Raw genomic sequence first — 12,415 nt, 5'->3', positions numbered from 1 at the left:
CGGCCGGGCCGGGGCCGAGCAGGCGCTGGAGATCTTCACCGAGCTGGGCGAGAGCTGGTGGGCGGCCAGGGCCATGCGCACCATCGGCATGACGCTGATCAGCGACGGCCACCTCGACCGCGCCCAGGACTACCTGATCGGCGCCATCGCCGAGTTCAGGAGCGAGGACGACCCGTGGTGGATGGCACGCACCCAGCGCAACCTGGCCGAGATGCGCCTGGCCGAGCGGCGTCCCGAGGAGGCCAGGGAACTGCTGGAGGACGCGCTGGAGGTCTTCAAGCGCGACGGCAACAGGTACTCGGAGGCGCAGACCCTGCGCGTGTACGGCGAGGTGCTGGCCGCCCAGGCGCGCGGCGCGCACCGCGACGGCGAGCACCGGCAGGCGTCCAACCTGTTCACCCGGGCCGGGTTCAGCCTCGACCGGGCGGCCGAGATGTTCAAGCAGCGCGGCGAGCTGTGGGAGGAGGCCCGCTGCCTGCGCGCGGCCGGCGAGGTGGGCGACCCGGCCAACGGGCTGCGCGAGCTGGAGATGGTCCGCAGGGCCGAGGAGATGCTGCTCGCGCTGGGCGACAGCTGGGGCGCGGCGCGCACGGCGCTGTCCGAGGGCCGGGTGCTGGCCAGGCTGGGCAGGACCGACGAGGCCGTCACCGAGCTGCGCCGGGCGCTGGCCGAGTTCGAGGAGCTGGACGACCACTGGTTGATGGCCACGAGCCTGCGCTACCTGGGCGAGGCCTACCTCGACGGCGGCCGCGGCGAGGGCGCCGTCGAGCCGCTGGAGCAGGCCAGGGAGATCTACCGCAGCCTCGGCAACGAGGCGGGCATGCGCAGGACGCTGGAACTGCTCAGGCAGGCGGGGTCGTGACCGCTCCGCGCGGCCCGGCCCCCGCCGCCGTGAGCCGCCGGCCGGTCAGGGGAGCGGGGATCTGATCAGCTCGCCCGCCGCCTGCCTGGCCTGCATGATGCTCTCCTCGAACAGCTTGCGCACGTGCGCCGCCTGGTCGGCCAGCTCCCTGATGTGCGCGTGCGCCAGCTCGTCGCGCACGGTGTCGGCGATGAGCCGCTGGTAGTCGGGCGTCTTGGCGGCCAGCGCCTCCAGCTTCTGGTGCGCGTGGTACACCTTGTCGGCCTTGATCACCTGCTTGGCGTACTGCTCCAGATGGCGTACCCGCTCCGACAGCGACGTCCAGGCCGCGTCGAGCGCCGTGGTGTAGGGCTTGAACGCCGCCTCCATGCCAGGGGGCAGGTCACGGGGGATGAGCTTGCCCTGCTCGGCGTGCATGGACGACAGCCGGCGCAGGCGCTGGGCTACGTTCCACACCTCCTCGGGCAGCGACACCTGGTTGCCGATCGTGTCGATCAGTCCGGCCTGGTGGACCTTCGATCTCAGGACCGAGTCCACCGCGTCCTGGGCCCGGCGCAGCAGCCGCTGGCAGGGATAGTCGAGGTCTTCGGGCAGGATGTACTGGTCGGCGTGGGCGTAGGCGAGGCGGAGTCGTTTCTTGACCTGCCGGTGCGAAGAGTCCAAGGCCATCCAACGGAGCAGCGCGATCAGGCCGGCGCCTGTCGCCGCGACGAACACACCCGTCATGCTCTCGGTGACCCCCCAGATCAACAACAGGAACAAGGGGACGACGAACACCAGGGCGGGCTGATAAGAGGAGTCCATCCGCCTGCCGGACCTGGCCATGCGGAGGATGTGCGGGCTCGACCGCAACTCGACCGAGATCTCCGTGGGCAGCGATGGATCGATCACCAGCCGGGGAGGCAGAGCGTGCGGATCCATACGTTCATGCTGCGTTATGAACGTCGAATTCGCTCATACTTAGCGGACATATAGGGTCCCAATAATGAACGAGATGACCCGGTGGATAGACCTGGAAGGCGCGGTCAACGCGCGTGACCTGGGCGGACTCCCCACTCGCGACGGTGGCGTCACCCGTCGCGGGCGGATCTTCCGCGCCGACAATCTTCAGGGGCTCACGCCAGCCGACGTGGCGTTGCTGGTGGGCGAGCTGAAGTTGCGGCACGTCGTGGATCTCCGCTCCCATGCCGAGGTGTCGCTGGAGGGTCCTGGGCCGCTGACCCTGGTGCCCGAGGTGACGCATCACCATCTGACGTTGTTCGCCGAAGGGGGCAGGCACACCGACGTCGAGGCCGACACCGCGCCCGTCCCGGAGAGCATCGACGGCGATCGCGTGCTGCCCTGGCAGGAGCGTGAGGTGGACGAGGAGCTGCGGGTGACCGGCTTCTACTTCGGCTACCTGCGTGACAGGCCCGACGCGGTGATCGACGCGCTGCGCGCGATGGCGCGCACCGACGGCGCGGCGCTGGTGCACTGCGCCGCCGGGAAGGACCGCACCGGCGTGTTGTCGGCGCTCGCGCTGGAACTGGCCGGGGTCACGCGCGCGGCGATCGTCGACGACTACGTGGCCACCGGCGAGCGGCTGGAGCTGGTGCTCAAGCGGCTGCGCGCCAGCGACACCTACCGGGACGACCTCGACTCGCGCCCGGCCGACGACCACATGCCGCGGGCGCGCTACATCGAGCAGTTCCTGCAGGTGCTCGACGACCGGTTCGGCGGCCCGCTGGCCTGGCTGACCGCCCAGGGCTGGACCGCGGCCGACACCGAGGCCGTGCGAGCCCGCCTGCGCGACTGATGGGCCACCTCGCCGCGGGCGGCCGGGTCAGCCTCAGCCCAGGTGCACCACGATGCGCTGGGTGGCCGACAGGCGGGCGGCCTCGATGACGGAGAGCGCCGCCACGGCGCTCTCCGGGTCGACCGGCGGCGGCGTGCCCTCGCGCAGCGCGCGCTCCACCCCGCGGTAGAAGTCCAGGTACGCCCCGGGCTCCGTGCGCAGCGGTCGCCTGTCGTCGTCGGTGCCGAGCAGGCCCCAGCGCGACTCCTCGTCGTCGCCGAACCCCGGCGAGTCGGGCGGGAAGCCGGCCCGCAGCCGCTCCTCCTGCACGTCCATGCCGTACTTCAGGTACGCCCCCGCCGAACCGAGCACCCGGAACCTGGGCCCGAGCTGCCCGGCCAGCGATCCGGCCCACAGGTGCGAGCGCACGCCGCCGGCGTGGGTGAGCGCGATGAACGTGTCGTCGTCGCCCGCCACGCCCTCCCGCCTGACGTCGCTCTCGCAGTAGACCTCGACGGCCGGGCCGAACAGCTGCAGCGCCTGGTCGATGAGGTGGCTGCCGAGGTCGTACAGCAGGCCGCCGCCCTCGTCGGCGCCGCTGCTCTCGCGCCAGCCGCCCTTGGGCACCGGACGCCAGCGCTCGAAGCGCGACTCGAAGCGCAGCACGTCGCCCAGCCGGCCCTCGTCGACCAGCCGGCGCACGGTGCGGAAGTCGCCGTCCCAGCGGCGGTTCTGGAACACCGTCAGCATCAGGTCGCGCTCCCTGGCCACCCGGACCAGGTCGCGGGCCTCCTCGGAGGTGCGGGCCAGCGGCTTGTCGACCACGACCGGCTTGCCCTGGGCGAGCGCGGCGACGGCGGTGGTCACGTGCGTGGCGTTCGGCGAGGCGACCACGACCAGGTCGCAGCGCTCCCACAGCTCTTCCACGTCGGGCACGCCCGCCGCGCCGTACTTCCCGGCCACCTCGGCCTGGCGATCGGGATTCCTGGTCACCACCGCGGCCAGGGTCAGGCCGGGGGTGGCGTGGATCAGCGGGGCGTGGAAGAACGCCCCCGCGGTGCCGTAGCCGACCAGGCCGACCCTGATTTCACTCATTTCCCCAGGCTATACGGGTGCCCCGGCTCACTCCTCGTCGCGTTCGGCCAGGAAGCGTTCGAACTGGGCGGCGAGCTCGTCGCCGGTGGGCATCGGGGTGCTCTCCGCCATCAGGTTCTCGCGCTCGGCCCCGCCGGCGAACGCGTCGTACTGCTGCTCCAGGCCGCTGATCGCGGTGGACAGCTCGCTGGAGGCCTGGATCTGCTCCTCGATCTCCGACGTGGTGCGCTGGGCCGCCTCGCGCAGCGCGTCCATCGGGAAGACCAGCCCGGTGCCCCGGGTGACCGCCTCCAGCCCGGTGACGGCCGCGGTCGGGTACTCGGCCTGCGACAGGTAGTGCGGCACGTGTACGGCGTACCCGAGCGCGTCGTGGCCCTGCTCGCCGAGCCGGAACTCCAGCAGCGCGGCGACGCTGCCGGGCACCTGCACCCGGCCGAACGCGCTGGTCTGGGAGTTGATCAGCTCGGGGCGGCTGGCGTGCATGGTGATGCCGAGCGGCCGGGTGTGCGGCACGGCCATGGGGATGCCGTGCAGGGTGACCAGCTTGCTCACGTTCAGCCGTTCCACCAGGGCGCCGACGGCCTTGGCGAACAACTCCCACTCGCGGTCGGGCTCGGGGCCGTTCATCACCAGGAACGGGGTGCCCGTGGCGTCCTGCGCGGCGTACACGGCCAGCTCGGGGCTCTCGCAGTCCACCCAGCGGTCGGTGTCGAAGGTCATGATGGGCCGCCGCGACCGGTAGTCGAGCAGCCGGTCCACGTCGAACGTCGCCACGACCCGGTGCTCGAGCTCCGCCAGCACGTGGCCGAGTGCGAGGCGTCCGGCGCCACCAGCATCGACGAAGCCATCGAAGTGGTACAAGAGCACCGGATCAGTCAGCTCGGGCACGTCGTCGGCGAGCGTATAGAGATCCGTCGGGTCGAACACGGTTGGACAGCCTTTCCCTAGGTACTCTTCTCCAGAACCTACGGCGAGTCGGAACGATTCCGTGCACGGCACCTTATCGGGGCACATCGGTCTTCGCGGACACGGGACCCAGGCGGCTCGCAACGCGCGAAGGTGACACTTTCCTCGTCCCCGCGACCGGGCGGAGCCGCACCGGACACCCGGGACGGATGCGCACCCCTCCGATGACCGTGCCTGACGCGATTGGCCGGAGCCGTGTTCCGGAATGAGTCTTCAGTGGTCAGAGCGGGGCGCGGCGCGGAAACGGACCCGAGTGCGGAAAACTCCCGGCGGTGGCTACCGCGCGAAGGGGCGTTTCGGATGACCGGTGCGCCGCATAAATCTATAGCCGTCGAGGTAACGAAACCGACTGATCACGCTATATAGCCAAGCGTGACGGCCATTGCGATCGTGGATGGATGGCTACATTCCCTGCGCAGGCCACACCTACCCGCATCCCTCCGTTAAAGTGTCCGTTCGACAGCAGGGTCAACCCCCACGTCGCCGCGGCCAGCGAAGACAGCTTCCGCTGGCTGCTCCAATCAGGCATGCTCCGGGAGCCCGAACTCCTGGAGCGCTACCGAGGCGCCCGGTTCGGCTGGCTCACCGCGCGAGCCTATCCCCTCGTCGACCGGGACATGCTCAAGCTCCTCATGGACTGGTGCATCTGGCTGTTCGCCTTCGACGACGGCTTCTGCGAGTCGGAGAACTTCAGCAGGCACACCTCGCTCATCGCCCGGGCCCTGCCGGAGATGTTCCGGGTGCTGCACGACATCGAGTCCGACCAGCCGGTCACCAACGTCTTCGCCCGATCCCTGCAGGAGCTCAAGGAACGCATCGCCGTCCACGCCGAGCCCGACCAGCTCGACCGCTGGTGCACCGCGACGAAGGAGTACATCTTCGCCCAGGTGTGGGAGGCGGCCAACCGAGAGTCGGACGTGGTCCCGACGCCCGAGGACTACGTGTTCATGCGCCGTCGCACCGGCGCCATGTACCCGGTCTACGCTCTCATCGACATCGCCGGCCACCGGCGGCTCACGCCGGAGGAATGGCACCACCCCGACATCCGGGCACTCAGCGAGCACGCCAACGACCTGGTCGTCTGGGACAACGACCTGTTCTCCTACGCCAAAGAGACCAAACACGACAAGGCTCGGCACAACCTGGTGAACGTGCTGGTCATCCACCGCGGCTGCGCGCTGCAGGAGGCGCTCGACGAGGTGGCGGCCTGGCACGACCGCGCGGTGGCCGAGATGGTCAGGCTCCGCGCGAGCGTCGAGACCTGGGGCTCACCGGCCGTGCTGGCCTACGTCCAGGGGCTCGAACACTGGGTACGCGGCCACATCGAGTATTCGCTGGGCAGCGCGCGCTACGTGCACGCCTGGCCGAGCGACACCCGCTGGCCACGGCCGGACGAGATCCGCTGGCCGGAGGCCGTCTGACGCCGTGAAACGGAACGACCGGGCATGACGATCCGGGCTCAGCCCCGATCGTCGGGGGCGTCCAGCTCGCCGAGCGCGAGCGCGGACGCCTCGTCCAGGTCGAGCCTGGCGCCATCCTCGAAGGCGTTCTTGTAGGCCAGCTCGCCCAGCACCCGCTGGCACTCCCGCACGCAGGCGTCGTGGTCGACGCTCAGGAACGGCGCGCCGAGCTGCGGCAGGCCGGCCGTCTTCCAGTTCTGGTGCAACGCGCCGAGCAGCCGCACCGCGTCGGGCACCCGTTGCAGGGCGGCGAAGATCCGGGCCGTCGTCTCCAGCACGATCAGCGTGCCGAGGGTGTCGTGGAAGTGCCGTTTGATGCGCAGCCCCTCCTTCGCGCTGTTCAGCGCCTCCTCCGCGCGCCCGCCGGCCAGCCTGGTCAGCGACATCGCCCACTGCGCGTACGAGCTGACCCACAGCTCGCCGCGCTCCCTGCACACCTGCAGGCAGTCTTGGAGCAGCGACTCGGCCTCGTACAGCTCGCCCTGCGACGACAACACCAGCGACAGCTCCACGATGGCGGGCAGCAGCCCGGGGTTGAGCTCCTTGTTGTCGGTGTTGAACTCGATCGCCACGCCCAGCAGCGCGCTGGCCTTCTGCAGGTCGCCCTTGAGCAGCGCCGCCGTGCCCTGCATCTTCGAGGCCAGGATCACCGCGCGGGAGTCGCCCACCATGACGGCCTCGCTGCTGCACTTCTCGGCCGCGTCGAGCGCGCCCGAGCTGTCGCCCTGGGCGCTCTTGACGTACGACAGCACCCACAGCGCCTTGCAGCGCTCCTTGCTCACCTCGGGGTTGGCCGACAGCGCGCGTTCGAGGTAGAGCCGGCCCTCGCGGACGAACCCGCAGCAGATCCACATGAACCACAGCGACGACAGCAGGGTCAGCGCCTGCACCGACCGGCCGGGTGCGTTGAGCGCGTATTCGAGCGCCACCCGGACGTTGTCGTGCTCCTGGCGCATGCGCACGAACCAGTAGATCTGCCGTGGCCCCGACCAGGCGTCCTCGCTGCGCTGGGCCAGGCTCAGGTAGTACTCCAGATGCCGCTGGCGCATCCGCTCCTTCTCGCCCAGCTTGTCGAGCCAGTCTTCGCCGTATTGAGCCAGCGTGTCGATCAGCTTGTAGCGCACGCCCGCGTGGTGGCTCCTGATCAGCAGGATCGACTTCTCCACCAGGCCGGTGACCAGGTCCGTGATGTCTTCCGACGGCAGCCGGCCGTCGGAGCAGACGAACCTGGCCGCGTCGAGCTCGAAGTCGTTGGCGAACACCGACAGCCTGGCCCACAGCAGCCGCTCGGCCGGTGAGCACAGCTCGTGGCTCCAGCCGATGGCCGCGCGCAGGGTCTGGTGGCGCGGCAGCGCCGTGCGGCTGGCGCCGGCCAGCAGGCTGAAGCGGTCGGTGAGCAGGTTGAGTATCTGCTCGACCGATAGCGCGCGCAGCCGCACCGCGGCCAGCTCGATGGCCAGCGGGATGCCGTCGAGCCGCCGGCACAGCTCGGCCACGGCGTCGATGTTGTCCTCGTCGAGCACGAAGTCGGGCACCACCGCGCCGGCCCTGGCCGCGAACAGCTGGACGGACTCGTTGGTGAACAGGCTCTCGCCCGGGTCGTCGCCCGGCACCTGCAGCGGCGGGACCGGGATCACGTGCTCGTACGTCAGGTGCAGCGACTGGCGGCTGGTGGCCAGCACCTTCAGGTTGGGCGCGGCCTCCAGCAGCTCGTGCACCAGCTCGGCGCAGCCCTGCACCAGATGCTCGCAGGTGTCGATGATGAGCAGCATGTCGCGCTCGCCCACCCACTCCGACAGCGACTCCGAGGCGGCTCGCGACGACTGGTCGGCGATGCCCAGCGCGGAGGCGATGGTGTGCTTGACCATGCCCGCGTCCTGCAGCCTGGCCAGGTCGGCGAACCACACGCCGTCGGGATACTGCGCCCGGACCTGATGGGCCAGCCGCAGGACGGTGCGTGACTTGCCCACCCCTCCGATGCCGGTCACGGTCACCAGGCGGGATTCGCCCAGGTGCCGTTTGAGGTTGGCGAGAAGACGGGTCCGGCCCACGAAGCTCGTGAGCTCCGCCGGTAGATTGCCTTCTCGCCGCCAGCCTGTCGGGGTGGCCATGGGCAGCCTCACGGGGGATAGGCGACACCTGCCCTCGCATCGTACCGCCGGAGATCTCGTCTGTCCTTGGAGCAGCGTCAACGCCGGGTACAGGTTTGTACGTCCCGGTAGCATGTCTCCCGTGAGCGAACTGTTCCCCGACCCCTTCTCCGGCCTCTTCCCCGAGCAGACGAGCGACGACACCGACCTCGGCTGGGGCGAGCGGCCCGAGCAGACCTCCGACGAGTTCTACCTCGAGAACAAGCCCCCGCACTGGGGCTGAGCCGCTTTACCGGCCCTGCCTAGCTGACCACGTCCTTCCTGCGGAAGCGGCGGAAGGCCACCGCGATCAGGATGGCCGCGTACGTCACCGAGATCGACGCGCCCTTGGCCATCCCGCTCCAGTCCAGCTCGGGCGCGAGCGCGTCGAGCCAGGCGGTGTTCCAGAACGTCGGCAGGAACTCGCGCAACCCGCCCAGCGCCTCCACGGCCTGCAGGATCGTCGAGACGATCCACAGGCCGACCGCCCCGCCCACCGCGCCGAGCGGCGAATCGGTCATCGTCGAGATCATGAACGCCAGCGCGGCCACCACGAGCTGGCTGACCAGCGCGTAGCCGATCACGATGCCGAAGCGCGGCAGCACGTCCAGCGCGGCGATCGTCTCTCCGGTGCCCGGCACCTGGATGTCGTTCCAGCCGAACGCCAGGGTCCCGGCCAGCAGCGCCATCAGCGGCACGCAGATCACCGCCGCGGCGGCGTACCCGAGCGCGACGATCAGCTTCTGCCGCAGCAGCCGGTCACGCGGCACGGGCGCGGCCAGCAGGTAGCGCAGCGACGACCAGTTAGCCTCGCTGGCCACCGTGTCGCCGCAGAACAGCGCCACGGCCACGACCAGCAGGAAGTTGGCCGACACCGACAACACGAACGCGCCGAAGTTGAGACCGCCCGCCGTCGCCAGGTCGGACATGCGCACGCCGGTCTGCGGCTGCGAGCCCTGCGACTGCGGCCCGAACTGGAACGCGATCACCAGGATCCACGGCAGCGCGAGCAGCAGCCCGAACATGGCCAGCGTGCGCCGCCGCTTGAACTGCCTGACGATCTCCACGCGCAGCGGCAGCGTGCGCCTGGGCGCGTAGCCGGGGGCGGCGGTCATGACTTCCTTCCGATCAGGTCGAGGAACACGTCCTCCAGCCGCGGCCCGTGACCGTTGCCTGACACGGACGACTTGAGCAGCACCGACACCGGCCCGGCGGAGACCAGGCGGCCCTGGTGCATGACGACGACGTGGCTGCAGGTCTGCTCCACCTCGGCCAGCAGGTGGCTGGAGACGATCACCGTGCGGCCCTCGCCCGCGTAGCGCTTGAGCACCTCGCGCATCTCCCTGATCTGGGGCGGGTCGAGCCCGTTGGTGGGCTCGTCGAGCACCAGCAGGTCGGGCAGGCCCAGCATGGCCTGCGCGATCGCCAGGCGCTGACGCATGCCCTGGGAGTAGGTGCGCACCGCGCGCTTCAGCGCGTCGCCGAGACCGGCGATCTCCAGCGCCTCGTCGAACCTGGCCTCGGCGACGGGACGCCCGGTCGCGGCCCAGTACAGCTCCAGGTTCTCCCGCCCGGACAGGTGCGGCAGGAACCCCGGGCCCTCGACGAACGAGCCGAGCCTGGACAACACCGGCGCGCCCGGCGTGACGGTCTCGCCGAAGATGCGGATCTCGCCGTCGTCGGGGTGGATGAGGCCCATCATCATGCGCATCGTGGTCGTCTTGCCCGCGCCGTTCGGGCCGAGCAGGCCGAGCACCTGGCCCTGCTCGACGCGGAACGACAGGTCGTCCACGGCCTTGTAGCCGTTCTTGTACGCCTTGGTCAGCCCGCTGATCTCCAGCGGCGCCGGGGCGCCGTCCGACTCGGCCGGGACGGCGGCCTGACGCGACCGCGTGCGGCCGGTGGCCAGGATGCCCGCGGCCACCAGCACGGCGGCCAGCGGCATGCCCCAGACCCACCAGGCCACGCCCGTGGGCGGGGCGGCGAGCGCGTCCACCTCGGGCAGCGTGAGGCCGGGCGCGGCCAGCGAGACCTGGAACGTGGCGGGCTCGGCCGGCGTGGCGAAGCCCATGTCGGTGGTGGTGACCACCAGCCTGAGCCGATGCCCGGCGGCGAAACCGTGGTCGACGGCGGGCAGTCGCACGGTGACCTCGGTGCTGCGCGCGCCCTCGGGGATGGTCACCCGCAGCGGCGCGACCTGCCCGCCGGGCAGCACCGGGAGCTGGGTGGCCTCGGCCACGTCGTACAGCTTGACGAACAGCGTCGCCTCACCGCTGCCCGTCACCGTGATCTTGGCGGTCGGCGAGCCGGTGAGCCGCAGCGGCGCCGTCAGCGGCGCGGACTCGAACATCGCCGCCTGGCCGGGCATGTCCAGCGAGATCCCGCCGCTCTGGCCGCCGCCCAGCAGGCCGCTGACCCCGGGGACGGTCGAGATCGCGGCGGGCGCGCCGCCCGGCGGGTTGACCACGTACTGCGCCGGGCCGGTCAGGTCGACCGTGGCGCTCTTCGAGCCCGACAGGCCCGGGTACGCCCCGGCCTCCGGGTGCAGGCGGATGCGCTGGCGGGTGCCCGGGTCGCGGCCGCCGTCGCGGGTGACGGTGAACGCGCTGACCGGCGCGGCGCCCTTGTCGCCCTTCAGATGACGGGCGAACCAGGCCGAGGACTGCTCGTACAGCCAGTCGGCCTCGCCGTTGCCGCCGTCGTGGCCGCCGTCGAACCAGAGCAGGCTGACCGGGGTGCCGGTGGCGGCGATCGCCCTGGCGTTGGCGTCGGCGTGGCTCAGCGGGAACAGCGAGTCGCGCTGGCCCTGGATGAGCAGGGTCGGGGCCTTGATCCGGTTCGCCACCGTGATCGGGCTCGACCTGCGCAGCAGCGCCACGGCCTCCGGGGTGGCCCGGCCGCTCTGCGCCACCTCCTGGTACATCTCGCAGATCTCCGGCAGGAACCGGCCGCACTTGGCCTCCTGCTCGGTCAACGGCCTGGCCGGACCGTTCCGTCCGGCCGTCAGGGGCAGGCCGCCCTGCAGCGACACGCCCTCGCCGAAGAAGATGCCGGCCCACATGCGCTTGAACACGCCGTTCTCCGGACCGTTCCCCGAGGAGTCGGGGAACAGCGCGTCCGACAGGTCCGACCAGGTGATCTGCGGCACGATCGCGTCGACCCGCGCGTCGTGCGCGGCCGTCATCAGCGCGATGGCGCCGCCGTACGAGCCGCCCGAGATGCCCACGCGCGGGTCGCCGTCCGCGTCGAGCTGGACCTCGGGGCGCTTCGCCAGCCAGTCGATGAGCTGCTTGACGTCCTTGACCTCGTAGTCGGGCGAGTTCAGCGCGATCTCGCCGGTCGAGCGGCCGAAGCCGCGCGCCGACCAGGTGAGCACCGCGTAGCCGTCCTGGGCCACGCGCATCGCCTGCTGCCTGACGCTCTGCTTGCTGCCGCCGAACCCGTGGGCGAGCAGCACCGCGGGCGCCTTGCCGCCACCCGGCGGCGCGAAGTACGTCGCGTCGAGCTCCACCCGCTGGTCGTCGGCAGGGCCGTCGACCACGGGAATCCTCAGATCCTGGCCCCGCACGTCAGGAGCCGACGGCCACACGAGCCAGGTCGCCACCCCGATCAGGGCGAGCACCGCGACCAGCGCGGCCACACGTCTCATGCGGGGGAGCCTACTTATCCCACCTGAGAGAATTCTGAGACGCCCTCACGTGCGCCCTAGGCGAGGATCGCGTAGACCGTGCTGGCCCGGGCGGCCGGCTCGTCGAGGCCGTCGGCGGTCAGCGTGATCTCGGAGAAGGCGAGCGTGCGGCCCAGTTTCGTGAGGCGCACGTCGATCAGCACGTCCTTGCCGACCACCGGGCGCTGGAACGTGGTGGACTGCTGGACCGTCGTCATCGGCACGAACCCGCCCCTGGCCGAGGAGATCGCGATGACCGTGGCGGTGTCGGCGGCGGCCATCATGGCCTGGCCGCACAGCCCGCCGCCCTCCCTGGCCAGCTCGTCGGACCAGGGCAGCCGGACGATCGCGTGCCGCTCGCCCACGTCCTCCACCCGCAGGCCGAGCCGCTGGATCCACGGGGCGAAGTATTCGCGGAGAATCGCCTGTCCGTCTTCTGGAGTCACCCGCCCATCATGCACG

General features: G+C 70.9%; 11 protein-coding genes. 4 read left to right on the top strand and 7 right to left on the bottom strand.

Annotated elements, in window-relative coordinates:
* Window positions 1–862: tetratricopeptide repeat protein (locus HII36_RS33770; RefSeq protein WP_173527363.1), on the top strand; the 862-nt coding region annotated here is incomplete at its 5' end.
* 45 nt (window positions 863–907) lie between these two features.
* Here the strand turns inward: HII36_RS33770 and HII36_RS33765 are convergent.
* Window positions 908–1,783 (bottom strand): hypothetical protein, encoded by an 876-nt coding sequence (locus tag HII36_RS33765; protein WP_173527362.1) that lies wholly within the window; start codon window positions 1,781–1,783, stop codon window positions 908–910.
* A 73-nt stretch (window positions 1,784–1,856) separates the two neighbouring features.
* Between HII36_RS33765 and HII36_RS33760 the strand changes: the two genes are divergently transcribed.
* Window positions 1,857–2,657: a tyrosine-protein phosphatase gene (locus HII36_RS33760; RefSeq protein WP_328808005.1), complete on the top strand. Its 801-nt coding sequence runs from the start codon at window positions 1,857–1,859 to the stop codon at window positions 2,655–2,657.
* A gap of 33 nt (window positions 2,658–2,690) precedes the next feature.
* Here HII36_RS33760 and HII36_RS33755 read toward each other — a convergent pair whose 3' ends face one another.
* Entirely contained in the window at window positions 2,691–3,731 is a 1,041-nt protein-coding gene (locus HII36_RS33755; protein WP_173527360.1) for a Gfo/Idh/MocA family oxidoreductase, read from the bottom strand.
* A 27-nt stretch (window positions 3,732–3,758) separates the two neighbouring features.
* Window positions 3,759–4,658: a proteasome assembly chaperone family protein gene (locus HII36_RS33750; protein WP_173527359.1), complete on the bottom strand. Its 900-nt coding sequence runs from the start codon at window positions 4,656–4,658 to the stop codon at window positions 3,759–3,761.
* Between the two features lie 566 nt (window positions 4,659–5,224).
* Here HII36_RS33750 and HII36_RS33745 point away from each other — a divergent pair.
* Entirely contained in the window at window positions 5,225–6,118 is an 894-nt protein-coding gene (locus tag HII36_RS33745) for a terpene synthase family protein (protein ID WP_173527358.1), read from the top strand.
* Between the two features lie 38 nt (window positions 6,119–6,156).
* Here the strand turns inward: HII36_RS33745 and HII36_RS33740 are convergent, their stop codons facing one another.
* The gene (locus HII36_RS33740; protein ID WP_173527357.1) at window positions 6,157–8,268 is read right to left on the bottom strand and encodes an ATP-binding protein; all 2,112 of its coding nucleotides are present in this window, start codon (window positions 8,266–8,268) and stop codon (window positions 6,157–6,159) included.
* A gap of 121 nt (window positions 8,269–8,389) precedes the next feature.
* On the opposite strand from HII36_RS33740, the gene HII36_RS33735 reads away from it, so the two are divergent.
* On the top strand, window positions 8,390–8,530 hold the full coding sequence (locus HII36_RS33735; RefSeq protein WP_173527338.1) for a hypothetical protein: 141 nt from the start codon (window positions 8,390–8,392) through the stop codon (window positions 8,528–8,530).
* A 19-nt stretch (window positions 8,531–8,549) separates the two neighbouring features.
* On the opposite strand, the gene HII36_RS33730 is transcribed toward HII36_RS33735, so the two are convergent.
* The 3 genes from HII36_RS33730 to HII36_RS58850 are packed head-to-tail and all read right to left on the bottom strand — an operon-like array spanning window position 8,550 to window position 12,399.
* On the bottom strand, window positions 8,550–9,401 hold the full coding sequence (locus HII36_RS33730; protein ID WP_173527356.1) for an ABC transporter permease: 852 nt from the start codon (window positions 9,399–9,401) through the stop codon (window positions 8,550–8,552).
* Window positions 9,398–11,935, bottom strand: a complete 2,538-nt coding sequence (locus HII36_RS33725) for a CocE/NonD family hydrolase (RefSeq protein ID WP_173527355.1) — start codon at window positions 11,933–11,935, stop codon at window positions 9,398–9,400. The genes HII36_RS33730 and HII36_RS33725 overlap by 4 nt, the downstream gene beginning before the upstream one ends.
* A gap of 56 nt (window positions 11,936–11,991) precedes the next feature.
* The gene (locus HII36_RS58850; protein WP_173527354.1) at window positions 11,992–12,399 is read right to left on the bottom strand and encodes a PaaI family thioesterase; all 408 of its coding nucleotides are present in this window, start codon (window positions 12,397–12,399) and stop codon (window positions 11,992–11,994) included.
* Window positions 12,400–12,415 lie beyond the last annotated feature (16 nt).

This window comes from Nonomuraea antri (assembly GCF_013283785.1).
Classification (GTDB): domain Bacteria; phylum Actinomycetota; class Actinomycetes; order Streptosporangiales; family Streptosporangiaceae; genus Nonomuraea; species Nonomuraea antri.
This window is presented reverse-complemented; position numbering and strand designations above follow the sequence as displayed.